General features: G+C 35.7%; 15 protein-coding genes. All 15 read left to right on the top strand.

Going from position 1 to position 20,450, the window contains the following annotated elements; genetic code table 11:
• Positions 1-11 precede the first annotated feature (11 nt).
• The 15 genes from gatC to UGRO018_RS12050 all read left to right on the top strand — a co-directional run bounded on the left by gatC (position 12) and on the right by UGRO018_RS12050 (position 20,439).
• Positions 12-305: an Asp-tRNA(Asn)/Glu-tRNA(Gln) amidotransferase subunit GatC gene (gatC, locus tag UGRO018_RS12120; protein ID WP_416326753.1), complete on the top strand. Its 294-nt coding sequence runs from the start codon at positions 12-14 to the stop codon at positions 303-305.
• Position 306: 1 nt separating this feature from the next.
• Positions 307-1,728, top strand: a complete 1,422-nt coding sequence (locus UGRO018_RS12115) for an amidase family protein (protein WP_416326752.1) — start codon at positions 307-309, stop codon at positions 1,726-1,728.
• Positions 1,725-3,149 (top strand): Asp-tRNA(Asn)/Glu-tRNA(Gln) amidotransferase subunit GatB, encoded by a 1,425-nt coding sequence (gene gatB, locus UGRO018_RS12110; RefSeq protein ID WP_416326751.1) that lies wholly within the window; start codon positions 1,725-1,727, stop codon positions 3,147-3,149. Before UGRO018_RS12115 ends, gatB begins: the two co-directional genes overlap by 4 nt.
• Positions 3,150-3,197: 48 nt before the next feature.
• Positions 3,198-3,800 (top strand): hypothetical protein, encoded by a 603-nt coding sequence (locus UGRO018_RS12105; protein ID WP_416326750.1) that lies wholly within the window; start codon positions 3,198-3,200, stop codon positions 3,798-3,800.
• A 34-nt stretch (positions 3,801-3,834) separates the two neighbouring features.
• Complete coding sequence (gene rlmD / locus UGRO018_RS12100; protein WP_416326749.1) at positions 3,835-5,169, top strand: 23S rRNA (uracil(1939)-C(5))-methyltransferase RlmD; 1,335 nt, start codon at positions 3,835-3,837, stop codon at positions 5,167-5,169.
• A gap of 523 nt (positions 5,170-5,692) precedes the next feature.
• On the top strand, positions 5,693-6,649 hold the full coding sequence (locus UGRO018_RS12095; protein ID WP_416326748.1) for a substrate-binding domain-containing protein: 957 nt from the start codon (positions 5,693-5,695) through the stop codon (positions 6,647-6,649).
• Positions 6,633-8,096, top strand: coding sequence for a sensor histidine kinase (locus UGRO018_RS12090; RefSeq protein WP_416326747.1), 1,464 nt, complete (start codon positions 6,633-6,635; stop codon positions 8,094-8,096). The genes UGRO018_RS12095 and UGRO018_RS12090 overlap by 17 nt, the downstream gene beginning before the upstream one ends.
• 33 nt (positions 8,097-8,129) lie before the next feature.
• Complete coding sequence (locus UGRO018_RS12085) at positions 8,130-9,611, top strand: response regulator (protein ID WP_416326746.1); 1,482 nt, start codon at positions 8,130-8,132, stop codon at positions 9,609-9,611.
• Positions 9,612-9,767: 156 nt separating this feature from the next.
• On the top strand, positions 9,768-15,095 hold the full coding sequence (locus UGRO018_RS12080; RefSeq protein ID WP_416326745.1) for an alpha-N-acetylglucosaminidase TIM-barrel domain-containing protein: 5,328 nt from the start codon (positions 9,768-9,770) through the stop codon (positions 15,093-15,095).
• A 112-nt stretch (positions 15,096-15,207) separates the two neighbouring features.
• The gene (locus tag UGRO018_RS12075) at positions 15,208-15,582 is read left to right on the top strand and encodes a YkvA family protein (protein WP_416326744.1); all 375 of its coding nucleotides are present in this window, start codon (positions 15,208-15,210) and stop codon (positions 15,580-15,582) included.
• Between the two features lie 24 nt (positions 15,583-15,606).
• Positions 15,607-16,020: a DUF3788 domain-containing protein gene (locus UGRO018_RS12070; protein ID WP_416326743.1), complete on the top strand. Its 414-nt coding sequence runs from the start codon at positions 15,607-15,609 to the stop codon at positions 16,018-16,020.
• A gap of 160 nt (positions 16,021-16,180) precedes the next feature.
• Positions 16,181-16,663: an MGMT family protein gene (locus UGRO018_RS12065; RefSeq protein ID WP_416326742.1), complete on the top strand. Its 483-nt coding sequence runs from the start codon at positions 16,181-16,183 to the stop codon at positions 16,661-16,663.
• Between the two features lie 204 nt (positions 16,664-16,867).
• Complete coding sequence (locus UGRO018_RS12060; RefSeq protein WP_416326741.1) at positions 16,868-17,692, top strand: PRD domain-containing protein; 825 nt, start codon at positions 16,868-16,870, stop codon at positions 17,690-17,692.
• Between the two features lie 107 nt (positions 17,693-17,799).
• Entirely contained in the window at positions 17,800-19,215 is a 1,416-nt protein-coding gene (locus UGRO018_RS12055; protein WP_416326740.1) for a PTS transporter subunit EIIC, read from the top strand.
• Positions 19,216-20,439 carry a neutral/alkaline non-lysosomal ceramidase N-terminal domain-containing protein gene (locus UGRO018_RS12050; protein WP_416326739.1) on the top strand — a complete coding sequence of 408 codons (1,224 nt, stop codon included), beginning with the start codon at positions 19,216-19,218 and terminating at the stop codon, positions 20,437-20,439.
• Positions 20,440-20,450 lie beyond the last annotated feature (11 nt).

The raw sequence follows: 20,450 nt of genomic DNA, 5'->3' as shown, positions 1-20,450 counted from the left end.
AGGAGGAACTTATGGAGACTTTTGATAAAGCGTATTTTGAAAGACTTGCCCATGACATTATGTTTGATGTCAATGAGCAGGAGGTAAAGGAGCTTCAGGAAGAATTTAAAGATTTGATGGAACAGATCGATGTATTAGATGAGATCAACACAGATGACGTAGAAGAAATGATTTATCCATTCGAAGCAGAAACGCTCTTTCTAAGAGAAGATGAAGTAAAAAATGTTTTGACCCAAGAAGAAGCATTGGGCAATGCAGCGAGCGTACGTGCAGGTCATGTACATGTTCCAAAGGTGGTGAAGTAATATGGATTTTCAAATGATAGAGAAAAAAGAAGTAGAAACAAGAGTAAAAGAAGCCTTGGAAAAGGCAAAAGGTTTACAGGAAAAGCTAAATGCGGTAGTAACCTTCTGTGATGTGGAAGAGCAATTAAAAGCGTTGGATTCCATCGATCCAAATGCTCCATTTTACGGTATGCCGATCGTTTTAAAAGACAATGTGAATACATTAGGAATCAAAACAACCGCAAGTTCACGTATTTTAGATAACTATATCCCGGTATACAATGCGGCTATCGTGGATAAATTAAAAGCGGCAGGAGCTGTTATCATTGCAAAGGCAAGTATGGATGAGCTTGGTATGGGTGGAACAAATAAGAATGCATATACAGGTATGGTTCATAATCCATGGGATACCAATCGTATTTCAGGTGGTAGTTCAGGAGGTAGTGCAGTTTTAGTAGCAAGCGGTGCAGTACCATTTGCCATTGGTACTGATACAGGTGATAGTGTGCGTAAGCCAGCTGCCTTTAATGGTGTTATCGGTATGAAGCCCACTTATGGAAGAATTTCACGTTATGGTATCATTCCTTATGCATCAAGTTTAGATCATGTCGGTTATTTTACAACTGCAATCGAAGATGCAGCCAAAGCATTAGAAGTGTTAGCAGGAAGAGATGATCGTGATATGACCAGCTCTTATCAAGAAGTAGAAGCATATGCTTCTCAAATCAATGCCGACATCAAAGGTAAAAAGATTGCCATTTTAGAAAATGTACAACAAGGAGTTACAAATCCTGAAGTAAAAGCAAATTTCGATGCCTTGATGGAATCCTTGAAAGAAAAAGGTGCTATCGTGGAAGTCGTACATTTTGATGATAAGCTAATGAAAGCCATTCTTCCGGTATACTATATCATTGCCAATGCAGAGGCTACCGCAAATCATTCGAATTTGGATGGTATCCGATTCGGTATGAGAGAGGATGGAGCAAGTGTGGAAGAAGTTATGATCAATTCTCGTACCAAAGGTCTATGTTCTTATGTAAGAAAACGTTTTGTTATCGGAAGCTTCTCTTTATTTGAGGAAAATCAAGAAAAGATTTTCCGTAAGGCACAAAAAGTCAGAAGATTGATCGTAGAAGAATTGGCACATTGTTTACAGGAATATGATGTTGTTATCGCAAATGCCAGCAGTGATGTTGCGCCTCTTGCACAAGAAAGCAAGGAAGAGCATTTAGATAGTGATGCTTTGGTTGCGGAAAACTATATGGCAATTGGTAACTTTAGTGGTTATCCAAGTATGACGATGCCTACCGGCTTTGTGAATGGATTACCGATCGGTATCAATATGACAGCAAAACCTTTTGAAGAACAAACCTTATTTAATATCGGTAAGGCGATTGAAGAGATTACCGGATTAAAAGGAAATGATGTGGAGGTGTCAAAATGAAGTTTGAAACAGTCATTGGAATTGAGATCCATTGTGAATTAAAAACCAAAACCAAAATGTTCTCCAGTGCTCCTGTTTCCTTTGGAGAAACAGCAAATACATGTGTCAATGAAATAGATTTAGGACATCCAGGAACCCTTCCTTGTGTAAATAAGGAAGCAGTACGTCTTGCGATAAAAGCGGCTACTGCACTACAATGTACGATCGATCCATTGGTAAAGTTTGATCGAAAGAATTATTATTATTCTGATTTACCAAAAGGATATCAGATCACACAACAATTTCATCCGATTGGAAGAAATGGTAGCATCGTCATTGAAACAGAACAGGGTAGTAAAGAAATTCGTATCAATCGTATCCATATGGAAGAAGATACCGCAAAACAATTCCATTCAGATGCAGGTACATTGATTGACTTTAATCGTGCAGGAACACCATTAGTGGAAATCGTAAGTGAACCGGATATCCGTAATGGAAAAGAAGCCGCAGCTTATGTAGAGAAACTAAGAACGTTATTATTTTATTTAGGTGTCAGTGATGTTAAGATGGAAGAAGGAAGCATGCGTTGTGATGTGAATGTTTCCATTCGTGAAGAAGGCAGTGAGGTGTTCGGTACAAGAACAGAAATCAAAAACCTAAACTCCATCAGCAATGTACAAAAGGCCATTGATGCTGAAGTAGCTCGTCAAAAAGAAGTGATCGAAAGTGGCGGAACAGTTGTTCAAGCGACAAGACGATATGACGAAACACAGAAAACAACTGTGATGATGCGTAAAAAAGAAGGAAATGTGGATTATAAATATTTCCCTGAACCTAATATTACCCCAATTCGTTTGAGTGAGGATTGGATCAAAGAAATTCAAGCGAATATGGAAGAATTGCCTGATGCAAGAAAAGCTCGTTATATGAGTGAATTAGGCTTGAAAGATTATGATGCAGGTGTATTGGTAAACAATAGAGATCTTGCGGATTTCTTTGAATTGGTATGTAAGTATACCAAAGATTACAAAAAAGCTGCAAACTGGGTCATTGTAGATATGATTGCAGCCCTGAACAAAGCAAACTTAAAACTGAGTGAAAATCCATGTGATCCAAAACATTTGGCTACCATGATCGATATGGTCAATGCCGGTGAAATCAGTGGTAAACAAGCAAAGGTTGTATTTGAAGAAATTATGAAGGGTAAGGATCCAAAACAGGTAGTTGAAGAAAAAGGTATGAAACAGATGAGTGATACATCCCAACTATTATCTATCGTAACTACAGTGTTAGATAACAACCCACAATCCATTGAAGACTTCAAAAATGGGAAAGACCGTGCTGTTGGTTTCCTAGTCGGTCAGGTAATGAAAGCCAGCAAAGGTCAAGCAAATCCAGCTATGACAAATAAAATGATTCAGGAAGAACTGAAAAAAAGATAGCATTATGAACCTTTTTCTTGTACAATAAAAGGTGTTGAGGTGAAAATCATGAGTAAAAAGAATAAAAAAGCAAGCTCAAAACAGAAAACTAAGCTGAAAAATTCTAGTAAGATATTATATACAACTGCAGTAATCGTCTTATTGATTCCGCTAGTTTTATTGGTATATATATATCTAGGCGCAAAAGAAAACAGTGGTAAGCCAGTGGAAGGAACTCGTTTTGATAATTCCCTAAACCCTGCTATTACACAAGAGCAGTTGAAACAGGTTGAGGATGCCATGAAATTTGATCAAGTGGAAAAGGTTGAGGTTAATTTAACCAGTGCCACATTGAGAATTAATTTGGATACCAAAGATGATATCAGTGAAGATGCATTAGAAGATGTCTTAAATAGTGCGTATGATAAAGTAAATGCAATTTTACCGATCGAAACGTATTTTACGAATAAAAATGAAACAAAAATGTATGATTTAGATATCCATGCATATAACTTTATTCCAGATGATACCCATAGTGAAGATGATCAGATTTATAAAGAAAAAATCAAAAATGCATCCAATAAAAAAGCTGTGGATGATACCTTGACTTCACCAAGAAATAAAGAAAAAGCAAATGAATTACTGAAACAGCAAGAAGAATTAAATAAATAGTGAAAAGGGCGATTGCCCTTTTTTGAGGTGTAAGATGAAAAAAAATGATAACATAAGAGGAATTTGTTCTGGTTATACAAGAGAAGGCTTAGGGGTAGTGAAGGTGGATGGATTTCCATTCTTTGTGAAAGGTATATTGGAACAAGAAGAAGCAGAACTTGTCGTTACGATGATGAAAAAAACGTATGGATATGCAAAAGTATTAAACATACGGAATCCATCCAAAGAACGTGTAACACCACTTTGTCCTGTCGCAAAGCAATGTGGTGGCTGTCAACTTCAACATATGTCTTATCAAGAACAGTTACGATTTAAACGTCAAAAGGTTCAAGATGTAATCGATCGCATTGCGAAAATTGATGTGAAAGTAGAACCTGTATTAGGTATGAAGGAGCCTTGGTACTATCGAAATAAATGCCAGATACCGGTTGGTTTAAAGAAGGGAAATGTGGTAACAGGATTTTATCGCATTCATTCTAATGACATCGTAGATACCGATGGCTGTCGCATACAAAGTGAACGTATCAATGAAGTATTGGCTTATATGAAGCAGGAATTAAAAACATATGGAAATGCCGATGTATTTCGTCATCTACTCATCAAGCATGCTTTTGTAACAGGTGAGGTCATGTTGGTTTGGATCGTTCGTAAATATCCTTTTGATCATATGAAAGAGATGGCAGAAAAGATTTGTAAGGCACTACCCTATATCAAAAGTGTCATCGTAAATATCAATACGAGAAACGATAATGTTATATTAGGAGATCAAGAAGTCACGTTATATGGTGCTTCCTATATCACAGATTCTATTGATGAACTTTCTTTTCATATTTCCAGTAAATCCTTTTATCAGGTCAATCCACTTCAAACGAAAATTCTCTATGATACTGCCTTATCTTTTGCTTCCTTAACTGGATGTGAGAGTGTCATTGATTTATACTGTGGGGTAGGAACCATTTCTATGTTTTTAGCACAAAAGGCGAAAAAAGTGATTGGTATTGAAATTGTTCCTCAAGCTATTAAAGATGCTAAGGAGAATGCATATCATAACCATATCGAAAACATTGAGTTTATTTGCAGTGATGCAGCAACTTATGCCAGTAAACTCAGTGAGCAACATATGAAACCTGATGTTATTGTTGTAGATCCGCCACGAAAAGGATTGGATGCCATTACGATCGATAGTATGGTACGTATGCAACCAGATCGTATTGTTTATGTGTCTTGTGATCCGGCAACCATGGCTAGAGATTTAGGTATTCTCAAGGAAAAGGAATATCAAGTGAAAAAAATACAACCGGTAGATATGTTTGCACAGAGCAATGGTGTAGAAACGGTTGTACTTCTTTCGAGAAACCAGATAGCTTAATCAATGTAAAGTGGAATTTGCCGAGGGTAATGAAAAGTTTGGATTGATAAAATTGCGTAGAGAGCCGAAAATACAAGCCGAATATATTGTATATTGCAAGAGGTAAAGAGGTATTTAGGATTGCCGATGTATGATGCTCCTAATGCGGTAGAAATTGAAACAACCGAGGAAACATTTGACGTTTATTTGACATTTCCAAATAACTACGCACTGCATAGCAAATGAAGTTGGACACATGATCGGCTACTGATGCGAGTTACCAAGCGAAGAATTACTGCGGGAATTAAATTAGGGTGTCAGGGCAATATTGTTGTTTGTGTTGCTTTCTCACGAAAAATGATATGAAAAATATATAGATGGCAGGGTTTTGAGAACCTTGTCTTTTTTGTTTGTGAATGACAGTCCATTATGATTGTGATATGATGAAGACAGAAACTAATATGGACAATAGGGTAGTAAAGATTGCTCTTGCATAAAAAAAACGACATGCGTTATAATAATGCGTGGAAAAGAGGACACCTGTATGAAAAAAATCATTCTTTTTATGACATCGTTACTTTTATTATCTAGCTGTACGAATCAACCTCTTAAGGATGAAGAAAAAGATAAACCGTATATCTTATTTGCGACGCCTTTGAGCGATCACATGATATGGCTACAAGCAAAAGATGGTTTAGATGATGCTTGTGAAGCTTATCAAGTGCACTGTGATTGGATAGGGCCTAATGTGATCGATACCAATAAAATGAATGATGTGATTGAAACCGGCATTTTACAACAAGCGGATGGTATCATCACACAAGGAGTCATAGACGATGAATTGATCAAAGCTGCGAGTGATAATGGCATACCTTTGATTTTGGTAGATAGCGATCAACCTGAAAGTGGAAGATATGCTTATATGGGAAAAGATTTTAAACAACAAGCACAACTTCTTTTAGAAGATATTGAATCAAATTATGGAAAAGATAAGAAATTGATCATTGCTATCCAAGTAGCTGAAGGAGAATTCGGGATTGCTCAAGACCAAATCAAAGAGGTCAAGGAAGTCTTTCAAAAACATAAAGGTGGTTATGAGCTAGTAAGTATCAGTGAATCAAAATCGGATGTAGTAAGAGCAAAACGTGAGTGGATGAATGTTATGAGTGAGCATGATAACGTGAACGTTGCGATAAATTTTGCCGCAGAATCTGCAGTACCTTGTTCAGAAACGATCATAGAAAAGGGATTAAGAAAGAATGTTTTGATCTATGGCGTAGATGATATGCCAACAACCATAGATTTAATTAAAAGAGGAGATATTGATGGCAGTATCGTTACATCTTTTTATGACTATGGGTACCAAGGGGTTAAAATGATCATGGACTATATTCAATCAGGCAAAAAACAAGATGTCAGTGTTTTAAGTCCGAATCTTGTTATCGTTAATGAAAGTAATGTCAACACCTATAAGGGGAAACTTTATGAAGCAGAAAAGTAAAAGCTTTCGTTCTCGTTTAAGAAATGCAAATATGATCGTGGTCATCTGTATATTGATTTTTCTTGTTATGTTTTCCATGATCAATAATAACGTTTTAGATCGCTATGATGATCTATTACAAGCTTATAACGGGATGCTGGATTATTACAATCAAATGGAAGATGCTTCTATGAATTTCAAGGATTATCTGTATACAGAAAGTGAAGAATCGATGGAAGAGTATCAGAAAGCTTATGAATCGGCTTGTACCAGTTTGAATCATTTAAAAGCAAATCAATATATTGAAGAGTCTTGGCGATTTCAGCTTCTTCAAAACATGACATCAAAGTTTAACGATATGTGTCAGAAAACGGCAATAGATTTTGAACAGGATTCAGGAATTTACGAAGAAGATTATGATACTTTACAAAGATATTATTATCTTATTAATAATACAAGTAGCGATTATTATCAAATGATTACAGAATCCATGCAGTCACAAAAAAGCATTTTGACAAAATTAAAACAAATTACAGATGCATCTAGTATCCTTTTGATTGTTATTTTATCCTTTTGGGTCATTTATTATACCATTCATATTACAAAGTCATTAACACGCCCATTAGAATTATTACTTTCTAATATCCAAAAGGTGAAAGAAGGGAAATATGATTTACGTCAAATATCTGATTCAGGACAAGAAATGGAAGAATTATGTGATGCTCTTACTAGCATGGCAACGCAAATACAGATAAATTTTGATAGTGAACGAGAGCGAGCGAACCTTCAAAGACAGTTATTAGAAAAGGAAAATGAAAGTTTAAAGAAAGATGAATTGCTTGTACAAAGTGAATTAAGAATGCTACAAAATCAAATCAATCCACATTTCTTATTTAATACTTTAAATATGATTTACCGTCTTGTGGAAACGAAAGAAACAGAAACTGCGGCCAATATGATATTGAAAACAAGTCAGTTGTTGCGTTATGGATTGGATATGCAAAATAAAATTAGTAATATTCAAAATGAACTAGAGGCGATACGTGCTTATATCGAAATTCAAAAGCTTCGTCTTGGTTCACGAATTGATTTTATCATTCATGTAGAGCATGAAGAGGAATTAAATCATATTCCTATTCCTGGCATGATCTTACAGCCATTGGTGGAAAACTCTATCAAACATGGATTAAAAAATATTATGGAAGATGGAGAAGTGGAAGTATATATAGGACTAGAAGATCATGATGTGATCCTGTCGGTATCCGATAATGGGGAAGGCATGGAAGAGTCACTACTTCGTACTTATTTGGAAGAGAGCGAAAGAACTGTTGAAAATGAAACCCATTTGGGATTGTATAATGTTAGAAAAAGATTAGAGATGTATTATAAACAAAATGTGGAAATTCAAATAGAAAGCGATATTGATTGTGGTTTCTCTTTTCTCATTAAAATCAAAAGACCAATCTAATGATTCCATATGTAAGGAAAGGAGGAGATTATGATGTATAATGTATTAATTGCTGAGGATGAAAAAATCGAACGAGATTATTTATATCATCTATTAAAAAAATCCAATGCGATGATTGGTGAAATTTATTTAGCATCGAATGGAGCTGAGGCTGTGGAATTGTTTCGCCAACATAACGTGGATATCGTAATGATGGATATCAATATGCCTATAAAAAATGGATTAGAAGCATTGAAAGAAATCAGACAAATAGAGTTTAAGGAAAGTGTCTGCTTCATATTTACCTCTTATGATTATTTCTCTTATGCACAAGAAGCGATTCATTTACATGTAGAGGATTTTATTTTAAAACCTGCAGACCATCACATCATATTAAACAATATCGCAAAAGCTATTGAGATCTTAAAGAAAAATGAAAATCAATTTCAACAAACATCTGCATTGATCGAGAAGATCAATCATACAAAACCATTTCTTGAAGAAGAATGTGCTAGACTTCTTTTATCCGGTCAAAATGAGATTATTGTACAGAAGCATTTAAAGGTATTGAATATTCATTTTCTATCTGGTCTTTGTACGGTCATTCATGTTTTAGAAAATGAAAACGATGCTTTGAATAGCATCAAGGGGGAAATCGAGGATTTAGGAATGTCATGTTTGATGACAAGGATGAAAAATGATATCGTTGCTTTTATCATATCAAATCGTAAGATGAATGAAAATGATAAAAAGGCAATTACGGGTATCCTACAAAAAAGAAATCGTGTGTTTGGAATTGGCAGTATTTATGAAAATATGGAATTGATGTATCAATCCTATATGCATGCGGTCATAGATCGAGAAAAAGAGCCTATTCTTGATGAAACTAAGCAAGAACTTGGGAAAGATGAATTGAATTATTTGATTCTGGATTTATTAGAATGTTTTGAAGATGGTAATGAAACAGTGATGATGGAAAAGCTAAAGAAATTGGCTCTTGATTGTATTCATAGAGAAAAATGTGAGGATCAAGCGGGAAATCAATATCTTAGTGATATGCTAGATATACTTGTGGAAAAGTTACAATCTCAATATGAGATCATGATTCAGAAACAAGATATTCATTTTGATGTTAAGAAAGATATTCAAACAACAGAAATGGAAATCGTATATAAGCTCAATGCAATGTTGCGTTCCGCAAAATTAATGAGGTATCAAAACTTAGATCATTTATCAAAGAGGGCGATTGAATATATCGGACACCACTTCAAAAAACAAATTAGTTTAAATGATGTTGCTGAAGAACTGGAGGTGTCACCTTCTCATCTAAGCCGTGTGTTAAGCAACAATAATGAAAAAGGATTTAGTGATATCGTCAATGATTTTCGTATCAAAGAGGCAAAGCGATTGATCCGTAAAGGTTTTATTTTGAAAGATGTTGCATTTCAAGTTGGATTTCGCTCACAAAGCTATTTTGCGAAAACATTTAAAAAAGCAGTTGGTATGTCACCAAAAGAGTATCGTAATCTCTTTTAGGTTATCCACTGCTTTTTTCTTTCTTTATAAGGTTATGTTCGCAAAAAAATGTTAAAGAGTGCAAAATAGTACAATTTCTTTTCCTTTATAATAATGATATTGAAAGAAAAAGGGCTTTCATGTATGTACGTTGTAAAACGTAGGAAAGGAGTAAGAATGAGTAAGATTTTAGAGAAGGGTTCTAAGGTTATTCTGACAGGGTGTGTTACGCTTAGCATGTTTGTAGGGCAACTAGATTTTTTACAGGCAAAAAAGGTACAAACAAACATAGCGAAAGATGCAACAGTTACCGTCAATGGGGAAGATTTGATCTATGGAGGGAATAAAGAACATATCAATGATGGGGATGATTCGACACTGTGGAAAAGTGGTACAGTAGAATGGCCAAGCACAGTTAAAATGAAATTAGCAGAAAACTCATCTGTAGAAAAAGTTGTAGTGAAATTGGGCGCAGATGATTTAAGTGCTTTGGGTGTGGATGTTGAAATTAAATATGCAATCAATGGTATTACAGATTCTGAAAGTGATTGGCGCTCTTTTGCGCCTAAAAAGGAAGCGCAGCCAATGGGAAGTGTTGTGGAATTTGAGGCTTCTGAAGTAAAAAGTATTTCAGATGTCATGATCATATTTTCTAATCCTGTTATTCTAGATGCTTCTAATCCATCCATAACAACAGAAAGTTGGATGCAAGTAAAAGAAGTAGAAATTTATGCTTCCCAAGATGTAAAACTATCAGACTATAACAATATTGCGTCACAGGCTGAAATAACAACTGATGGAATTGGTGCAAATGATAGTCAAACTTTGGTGGATAATGATGAAAGTTCATTATATAAATTCCATAATAATGCGATGTCTGAAGAAAAATATATTAATTTATCTTTTGGTGAAGCAAGAACGATGGATGCATTTGAAATCTTCTTTGAACACGTTGAATCTGAACCATATAACTATGCATTTGAGTATAGTATCCTCGGTTTAAAAGAAGGCGAAAGTGAATATACAACTTTGGTAAGTCACCAAATAGCAAATCGAACCGACAACTATACACAAGAATATACGATAGAACCAGCAATGTATACAGATATCAAAATTGTGATGCATAGTTGTACAAGTTCTGCTGGGTATGGTTGGCCTGCAGTAGCAGAATTCAAAGTATATGGAAGTGAAGCTAAGGTAGAGGACAATGAAAGTATTGCGTTTCAAAAACCTGTGCATACCAACTATAATCGTTCCAATGCCGCAAGCATCGTAGATGGAAGCACAAAAACAACGTGGACCGGAACGATGTATCCAGCTTATGCAGATATCGATTTAGAAGAAAACTATGATTTAAGTAGTATTGAAATTTATACACCAACAAAAGGTTATACACAATATGAAATCTTTACGAGTATGAACGGAAGAGATTTTACGAAACTTGCTGAAAAAGATAGCACAGCGAGCTGTCCCGAAACCGGTGAGGTATATGATGCTACCGGAACAGAGGCTCGTTATGTTCGAGTTTATGTGACTTATCATTCAGCGAATGCTAACTCCATTATCAATGAAGTACGTGTCATGGGTACAGCAAGTGGTACACCGATCCAAGAACGACCAGAAATCAATGTGCAATCATACGCTGATACTTCTTATGCTGATCAATTGGCGAATATCACAGTAAATGATACGCTTGATGAAGTGAGAGGAATCATCTCACGTAGATTGGGTGCTCAATATGTAGATTGGTTTACATTAGAGCTTGGTGAAAACACACTAGGTCATGATTATGATTTCTTTGAATTAACTAATCAAAATGGAAAAATTCACATCAAAGGAAATAATGGTGTTTCATTATCTATGGGATTAAATCACTATTTGAAATACTATTGCAATGTTAATATTTCTCAAGTAGGCGATCAGGTTACGATGCCTAGTGAAGTGGTACCTTTAAAAGATACTATTTTCCAAGAAACCAAAGCAAAAGTACGTTATGCATATAACTATTGTACCTTATCTTATTCTATGCCTTTCTATGGTGAAGATGAGTGGCGTGCTGAAATGGATTGGTTGGCATTAAATGGTGTTAATGTTGTTTTAGATGCTACTGGTCAAGAGGAAGTATGGCGTCGTTTCTTAACAAAAATCGGTTATGACCATGAAGATATCAAAGATTTTATCGCAGGACCTGCATATTATGCATGGGCATATATGGCTAATCTATCCGGATTTGGTGGTCCTGTTCATGATTCTTGGTTTGAGGATCGTACAGAGCTAGCAAGAAAAAATCAGTTGTCTATGGTGAAATTAGGTATGCAGCCGGTATTACAAGGATATAGTGGTATGGTACCAAATGATCTTGCTGATCATGATGCAGCAGTTGCCGATGATATTATCAAACAAGGTACTTGGTGCTCTTTCCAACGACCAGATATGTTAAAAACAGATACTGATACATATGCAAAATACGCAGAATTATATTATGCATCTCAAAAAGAAGTATATGGTGATGTAAGCCAATATTATGCAACAGATCCATTCCATGAAGGTGGAAATACAGGCGATATGTCTCCGGAAACCGTTTCATCTGAAGTTATGAACAATCTATTATCTTTTGATGAAGATGCTATTTGGATCATTCAATCTTGGCAAGGTAATCCAACAAGTGCATTATTAAATGGTTTGGATGGTTATGAAGAACATGCCTTGATCTTGGATCTTTATGCTGATAAAACACCTCATTATAACGATGAGAATGCATATGGTGATGAATTAGAATTTGATGGTAAGCCATGGGTATTCTGTATGTTAAATAATTTTGGAGGACGTTTAGGTCTTCACGGACATCTTGATAATTTGGCTAATAATATTCCCGAGGTATTTAATACAACGAAATATGTTGCGGGTATCGGTATTACTCCTGAAGCCAGTGTGAACAACCCACTACTATATGATTTCTTGTTTGAAACCGTTTGGACAAGTGATGCAAGCAAGGACCTAGAAGTTATTGATTTAGATAGTTGGTTGGATGATTATGCAACTAGAAGATATGGAAAAGAAAGCTCCTCTGCGCAAGAAGCCTTAAAGATATTGAAAGATACTGTTTATAAGGCTGATTTAAATCAATTGGGACAAGGTGCTCCGGAATCTGTTGTAAATGCAAGACCGGCATTTGATATCAATGCAGCATCAACATGGGGCAATGCAGTTGTAAGTTATAGTAAAGGTGATCTTGAAGAAGCTGCTAGATTAATGCTAGAAGATTATGATGTATTAAAAGATAGTGAAGGCTATCGTTATGACCTAGCTACGATCTTACAGCAGGTATTATCAAATAGTGCTCAAGAGTATTTGAAGACAATGAAAGCTGCGTATAACTCTGGTAGTGTTGAAGAGTTTACAAAAGCAAGCAATGATTTCCTTGATATTATCCAACAGATGGAAAAAGTAACAAGTACAAGTAAATATTATTTATTAGGAACTTGGGTAAATCAGGCAAAAAATCTTGCGGCAAATACAGATGATTTCTCTAAAGAACTATATGAATTAAATGCAAAATCATTGGTATCTACATGGGGCTCAATCAGTCAAGCAAACGCTGGTGGGTTACATGATTATTCTAACCGTCAATGGTCTGGATTGATTTCCAGTTATTATCAGAAGCGTTGGGAAATATGGATTGAAAATAGAAAGACTGAATTAACAAATGGTGGAACAGTAAGCGATCCGGATTGGTTTGAATGGGAATGGACATGGGCACGAAGTGATGAAGATTTTACTTCTACACCTAGTGATCATAACCTAAATGAATTAGGAACTTATATTCTAGATACCTTCAGTGTGGCAAATCCGGCTGAAGATGATAAAAATGATATCGATGTAAAAACGATGAGTGTTGAAACAGGTAGCTATCAGCATGATAATGATAGTGAAGGTGATCCGAACTATGTATTAGATGGCAATCTGGGAACCATGTGGCATACTGATTGGAATGGATCAAGTCGTGAGGATCAATATTTGATCTTTACTTTGGATGAGGAACAGGTAATCAGCGGTCTTCGTTATCTTCCTAGAATGAGCTATAATAATGGGTTTATTTTAGAGTATGAAGTGTTGATCAAAAATTCAGATTCAGATAATTGGCAGAAAGTAATCTCAAATGGTACATTTGATAAATCAAACTTTGGATGGCAAATCTTGAAATTTGATGACAATAAAGAATACAAAGCGAAACAAGTGAAGTTCCAGGTAATTGATGCATATAGTAGAGATACAAACCAATATGCTGCATTAACTGAAATGCGTATTCTAAAGGGTAACGCACAAGAAACAGCCGATGTTAGTGCATTAAACAAAGCAATCGAAGAAGCAGAAAAACTAGATGAAAAAGCTTATACTGCAGAAAGTTGGAAAGCAGTAGCTGAGGCGTTGGAAGCAGCTAAGAAATTAGATGCAAACAATACGCAAAAAGAAATCGATACTGCAAAAGATGCATTGAATGATGCAATGAAGGCATTGGTAGAAAAAGCAGATGTGAATGCATTAAACAAAGCAATCGAAGAAGCAGAAAAACTAGATGAAAAAGCTTATACAGCAGAAAGCTGGAAAGCAGTAGCTGAGGCGTTGGAAGCAGCTAAGAAATTAGATGCAAACAATACGCAAAAAGAAATCGATACTGCAAAAGATGCATTAAATAATGCAATGAAGGCATTGGTAGAAAAAGCTGATATGACTGCATTAAACAAAGCAATCGAAGAAGCAGAAAAACTAGATGAAAAAGCTTATACAGCAGAAAGCTGGAAAGCAGTAGCTGAGGCGTTGGAAGCAGCTAAGAAATTAGATGAAAGCAATACGCAAAAAGAAATCGATACAGCAAAAGATGCATTGAACAATGCGGTGAAGGCATTAGTAAAAGTGGAATCAGAGCCAGAAGAGCCAGTAGAACCTGAGAAACCAGAAACACCTGAAAATCCTGGTGATTCTGAGGATAATGGTGATCAAATCGGTATGATCGATAGCGCTACACTTCCGATTACCGTACTTGGATCTTTTGAAAAAGGCACACAGTTAAATGCAAAGGAACTATCTAAACAAGAAGTTTTAGATATGAACAAGTTATTAAGTAGTAAGGGATTATTAAAAGAGCTTACGATTGAACGTGCATTTGATTTATCACTTGAAAAAGACGGAATCATCATTCAACCAAATGGTACCATCACAATTAGAATCAATGTAGATGCAGATTTATTGAAAAAAGATCTTCAGGTAATTTATATTGATGATAATAATCAAATCACAAAGCTAATAACTAGAAAAGGTAGTGATTATGTAGAGTTTGATACAACGCATATGTCAAAATATGCAATCGCATCTAAAACGAACACAACACCTAACAAGGATATAGATACAGGCGATCATACAAATGTAGGTTTGGCATTTGCTCTAATCATGTTAAGTGGTGCAGCTATTGTCATTCTTATGAAAAAAAGACAATCTGAAGAATAAAAACGAAAGAGGAAGTAATGCTTGAAAAAGGATTGCTTCTTTTTCCTTTATATTACTGACGAAAGGATTGAAATATGATAAAATCTTTTTATAAGATAGCAAAGGAAACAAGATGGCAATGAACCTGAAAGATCGTGCAAAAAGTTTAAAAAAGGATATTCCTACCATTTATTTTGTTTTAAAGGATAAGGATACACCATGGATAGCGAAACTCTTCGCTGGAATAACTGTGATCTATGCCCTTTCACCAATTGACTTGATTCCTGATTTTATCCCTGTCTTGGGATATTTGGATGATGTCATTTTGCTTCCACTTATGATTGCAATCACGATACGGTTTATCCCTAAAGAATTATGGAAACGTCATCACGATGAGGCAAAAGCTATGTGGAGTCAAGGAACATCAAAAAAATGGTATTATGCGATACCGATTGTATTATTTTGGTTTCTGATCTTATGGTTTATTTTGAAGATCATCTTTTTTTGATATATGAAAAAAGGAGAATACATTATGTATGAAAGAATGCTAAATAAAAAGGAAAAACCAGATATGGCAGAAATGGCGGCATACTGTGGAGATTCACAAGCTTTATTTCTATCATTAAATAATTGGTTATCAGACAACTATCAAAGTGAGCAACAGATCTCATTCCCCTATGGTAATCAATATGGTTGGGGAGTTGCTCATCGTAAGAAACAAAAATTGTTATGTCATGTGTTTGCAGAGAAAGGGGCTTTTGTAGTAATGATGAGATTATCTGATCAACAATATGCATCAATTTATGAAGAATTATTACCATATACAAAAGAGTTCATCGATCAAAAGTATCCTTGTGGTAATGGAGGGTGGATACATTATCGAGTGATGAATCAAGAACAATTGAACGATATACAAAAACTGTTGTCATTAAAATGTGCTAAGTAGATGTTTGATGGTAGATATAAATGTAATATGCAGAAGCCTTGCCATAGGTTTCTGTTTTATTATGTTTGTCGAAATTGATCAAAAAATCATATCATTTTAAATACTGTCTCATTGCATGATGAATGATAATGTATTATCCTTTAGTTAGGAGGTGAGTAGCATGGCAAATGAAGCAGAGAAAGATTTCAACGCAATGTTACATGATCATAAGGATATGCCAAAGTATCAAATTATTACAGATCAAAAAAGTATTGAAAAATATGGAGGAAGCAATATGTATTTTGCACCTCCAATCGATTATGATGAAATCATGAAGAAGATACCATATGGCAAACTCATTACGATTGGCAAGATCAGAGAATATTTCGCAAAGGAAAATCAGGCTGATTTCACAGAGCCAATTACTGCGGGAATATTTGTATCGATTGCAGCATGGGCAAGCTATCAACGTAAAGAAGAGGAAACGCCTTATTGGCGCACGTTAAAGGCGAATGGGGAATTGAATCCAAAGTATCCTGGTGGGATAGAGGCACAAAAGAAACAATTAGAGGCAGAAGGCCATACCATCTTGAAAAAAGGAAGAACACATATACGTTATTTTGTGAAAGATTATGAAGCAGCATTATTTGATTTAGATGGTTGAGCGTTTCATTGTTCAAAGCTGTTATTTGTCTAAACAAATTATATGAATCTTTATGAAAATATGTATAAATGGTTTGTTATTAGAAGAATTAATGAATATTTGTTTAAACAAATATTGAAAAAGGATTGACAAAGTGATTATCTCCCTGTATGATATAGATGCAAACCTAAAGCGGTTACATGCGTTGGATGGGAGTGAAATGTTATGAAAATTACAAAGATTTTTAATAACAATTTAGTGGCCACGATCACACCGGATAAACGTGAAGCATTATTAAGTGGAACTGGAATAGGGTTTGGTAAAAAAACCGGTGATCAAGTGGATCATCACAAGATCACAAGTTATTATTATATGGAAAATCAAAGAAAAAAGCTGTTGTATCAGATCATGGAAACGACTCCTGTCATATATCTAGAGATTGCGGAGGCAATATTAGAAAAAGCTACCATGAAGCTACAGAAAAACATTCAGGAATCTTTATTGCCTGGTTTGGTAGATCATTTGTATGTTGCGGTTATGAGAGCAAAACAAGGAAAGACGGTGCCTAATCTGATTCTGACGGAAACAAGTGTGATGTATCCAATGGAATATGAAGTAGGAAAATGGGCACTTCGTTATATCAAGGCGCACCTTGGCGTTGATTTACCTGAGGATGAGGCAGGATTTATCGCAATTCATATACAAAATGCTGAAGATGATTCTCATGAAGATGTGTCCGATATGTTGATGTTTGTGAAAGAAACGATAGATATCTTAGAGGAAACTTTTCATTTGAAGCTGGATATCACAAAAACGGATTACTTAAGACTTACATCACATTTGAAATTCTTTTATCAAAGGATGATGAAGCTACAAACAACAACGATGGTTCATGTAGAGGATATGTATTCCATGCTGTTAAAAAAGCATCGTGATCTTCCTTTGTGTATGGAACGTCTAGATCGGCTTTTGGTTCAAGAGTATGGCTATCATAGTACCTTGAGTGAAAAGGTATACCTAATGATGCATATCTTGAAGATGATACAATAGAAAATAGGATTGTCACTGGTAATGCAGGCAACACCTGAATAAAATACATGGCTGAATGTCAGTGTGTATTTCTTCGGGTGTTTTTATTTTTGGAAAGGAGAAGCAATATGGCTATTTCATATGAAAAAATCGCAAAAGAATTAATCGAAAAGATAGGTGGTGCAGAAAATGTGATATCTGCGGCACATTGTGCAACACGTTTACGTTTGATCGTAAAGGATCGCAGTATCATCAAGGATGAAGAGGTAGAAATCATTGATGAGGTAAAGGGCGTATTTTATACGGGTGGACAATATCAGATCATATTAGGGGCCGGTATCGTCAATAAGGTTTATGCGGAAGTAGAACGAATGGGGATTTCTACAGCCGCTAAAGCAGATCAGGCAGTCATGGCACAACAAAATACATCAAAAGGGAAGAATTTGATCCGTTTATTAGGTGATATCTTCGTGCCGATCATTCCTATCATTGCCGCAACCGGTTTGTGTATGGGGTTGAGAGGATTATTGACAAATGAAATGTTGTTAGATTGGCTTGGCTTTGGTAGTGCTGGGTTATCAGAATCCATGACCGTTATGCTATCTGTGTTATGTGATACAACCTTTGCTTTTTTACCGGCACTTGTTTGTTGGTCAACCTTTAAAACCTTTGGGGGTACACCATTGTTAGGTCTTATCATTGGTTTGATGTTGGTATCGACCTCTTTACCAAATGCCTATGCAGTGGCAACACCAGGCAGTGGGGTAGCACCGATTTTAGCATTTGGATTCATTCCATTGGTAGGCTATCAAGGAAGCGTATTACCAGCCATTATCATTGGTGTGATCGGAAGCAAGCTAGAAATAAACATCAGAAAGATCATGCCTAATGTTTTAGATTTCATGGTTTCTCCGTTTTTAGTTATTCTTATTATGATGTTAGTATCTCTTTTGGTAATCGGACCTGTTTTCCATAATGTAGAAACCTTGGTATTGAATTTAATGGAAAGTTTATTACATATGCCATTTGGTATCGGTGGGTTCTTAGTTGCTTTCTTATATCCATTCCTAGTTATCACAGGCGTTCATCATATCATGACGACCTTAGAGGTATCTATGTTGGCCGCTACAGGGTTTAATCAATTAAATGCATTATATAATATGATATTCTTTGCTTTGGGATTTGCCGTATTGGCGATTACGATCAAGACAAAGAAAAAAAGAATCAAACCAGCAGGTTATGGAGCGTTCCTTTCTCAAATGCTTGGTGTTGGAGAACCCGGTATGTTTGGATTCTTACTTCGTTATACGATGAAGCCATTTGTTGGAGCTTGTTTGGTTGCTGGTTGTACCGGATTAATTGCGACCATTTTGGGATTGACTGCTAAAGGAATGGGTGCAGGAGGATTGATCGGTTTCTTATTATATATGTATGATGGAAATCAGTTAATGTTGTATTTCATATTGATTGCGATAACCGCTGTAGCATCCTTTGTCATCACTTGGTTGTTTACAGTACCAAAAGAATTCATGGAAGAGGAATAAATGATGCAAGCAGGCTTTGCGAAGCAATCGATCACCCCTAAAATAGGATTACCAATGGCAGGCTATGAAGGTCTGAGAAAGAGCACCGGGGTATTGGATGAGCTTCATGTACGCTGTATTTATCTGAAACAGGAAGAGGAGGTCTTTCTGTTTCAGTATGATCTCCTTTATGTAGATGCTACATTTTGTGAACAATTGAGTGAGCATATATGTAAAAAGTATGGGATAAAAAAAGAGCATGTTTTGATCAATGCTATACATACTCATAGTGGTCCTGCACAAATATTAGATAAAACCGGAATCAATCGACGTTTGGATTATATCGATGGAGAATATGATGAAGAACTAGTTCGCTTTTTACTAGCACAAGGTATACTAGCTGCACAACAGGCATATGACAATTGCGAAGAGGCAAGTCTATCCTTTGCGCAAGATCATTATCAAGATATTGGTACAAATCGCAATCAACCGGATCGATTGATCGATGATATGCTTTCTGTGCTTCATATTCAAACAAGCAGTCAAAAAACAGCATTGATCTTTTCTTATGCTTGTCATCCAACAATCTTTCATGAGGAAAATAGCTGTTATAGTTGTGATTTGTTGGGACCGGCTTTTGAAGCATTAGAAAAAGAGCATGAAGTGGCGATGTTTTATAATGGTGCTTGTGGAGATGTATCTACTCGATTTACCAAAAAAGGAAGTGGAAGAAAAGAAGCCAAACGTCTTGGTTTGTTGCTAGTTGATCATGTCAGAGAAACCCTTGGTAACTTAGCTCCTATGCAAGGAGAGCTTCAAATAAGTTGCTTTACCTTTACCTGTCAAACAAGAACGTATCCAACAGTGGAAAAATTACAAGCATATGGTAAACAACTAGATACCAAAACAAAGGAATATGAGCTGTATCTTTTATATGAGAAGATGTCTTGTTTTCTTAAAAATCAAAGATTATCATTACCTATCCATATCCTGCATATTCATCGATTGGCCTATGTGTATGTTCCAGTAGAGCTGTTTTCCGCACTTGCCTTGTATTTAAAACAACAAGTGAAAGATCAAAGTGTGGTTTTGGTAGGGTATGCAATGGATTATTACAGTTATATGCCAGATCAATCAGCCTATCATGAAAGGCCGATTGGTTTTGAAGCCGTGATCACACCGTTTGAAGAGGGGTGTGGAGAAAGATTGATGGATGAGATAGCTATGATATTACATAAGGAATAAGAAGCTGTATC

It is taken from the genome of Hoskinsella mucinilytica (genome assembly GCF_045223415.1).
In the GTDB taxonomy this organism is placed as follows: domain Bacteria; phylum Bacillota_I; class Bacilli_A; order Erysipelotrichales; family Erysipelotrichaceae; genus Hoskinsella; species Hoskinsella mucinilytica.
This window is presented reverse-complemented; position numbering and strand designations above follow the sequence as displayed.

Excerpts from the sequence above, each read along its gene's own strand:
- UGRO018_RS12065 (WP_416326742.1), top strand. The coding sequence starts at position 16,181 with ATGGCAAATGAAGCAGAGAAAGATTTCAACGCAATGTTACATGATCAT.
- UGRO018_RS12075 (WP_416326744.1), top strand. The coding sequence starts at position 15,208 with ATGGCAATGAACCTGAAAGATCGTGCAAAAAGTTTAAAAAAGGATATT.
- gatC (WP_416326753.1), top strand. The coding sequence starts at position 12 with ATGGAGACTTTTGATAAAGCGTATTTTGAAAGACTTGCCCATGACATT.
- UGRO018_RS12070 (WP_416326743.1), top strand. The coding sequence starts at position 15,607 with ATGTATGAAAGAATGCTAAATAAAAAGGAAAAACCAGATATGGCAGAA.
- UGRO018_RS12085 (WP_416326746.1), top strand. The coding sequence starts at position 8,130 with ATGTATAATGTATTAATTGCTGAGGATGAAAAAATCGAACGAGATTAT.
- gatB (WP_416326751.1), top strand. The coding sequence starts at position 1,725 with ATGAAGTTTGAAACAGTCATTGGAATTGAGATCCATTGTGAATTAAAA.
- rlmD (WP_416326749.1), top strand. The coding sequence starts at position 3,835 with ATGAAAAAAAATGATAACATAAGAGGAATTTGTTCTGGTTATACAAGA.
- UGRO018_RS12050 (WP_416326739.1), top strand. The coding sequence starts at position 19,216 with ATGATGCAAGCAGGCTTTGCGAAGCAATCGATCACCCCTAAAATAGGA.
- UGRO018_RS12095 (WP_416326748.1), top strand. The coding sequence starts at position 5,693 with ATGAAAAAAATCATTCTTTTTATGACATCGTTACTTTTATTATCTAGC.
- UGRO018_RS12080 (WP_416326745.1), top strand. The coding sequence starts at position 9,768 with ATGAGTAAGATTTTAGAGAAGGGTTCTAAGGTTATTCTGACAGGGTGT.
- UGRO018_RS12060 (WP_416326741.1), top strand. The coding sequence starts at position 16,868 with ATGAAAATTACAAAGATTTTTAATAACAATTTAGTGGCCACGATCACA.
- UGRO018_RS12105 (WP_416326750.1), top strand. The coding sequence starts at position 3,198 with ATGAGTAAAAAGAATAAAAAAGCAAGCTCAAAACAGAAAACTAAGCTG.
- UGRO018_RS12090 (WP_416326747.1), top strand. The coding sequence starts at position 6,633 with ATGAAGCAGAAAAGTAAAAGCTTTCGTTCTCGTTTAAGAAATGCAAAT.
- UGRO018_RS12055 (WP_416326740.1), top strand. The coding sequence starts at position 17,800 with ATGGCTATTTCATATGAAAAAATCGCAAAAGAATTAATCGAAAAGATA.
- UGRO018_RS12115 (WP_416326752.1), top strand. The coding sequence starts at position 307 with ATGGATTTTCAAATGATAGAGAAAAAAGAAGTAGAAACAAGAGTAAAA.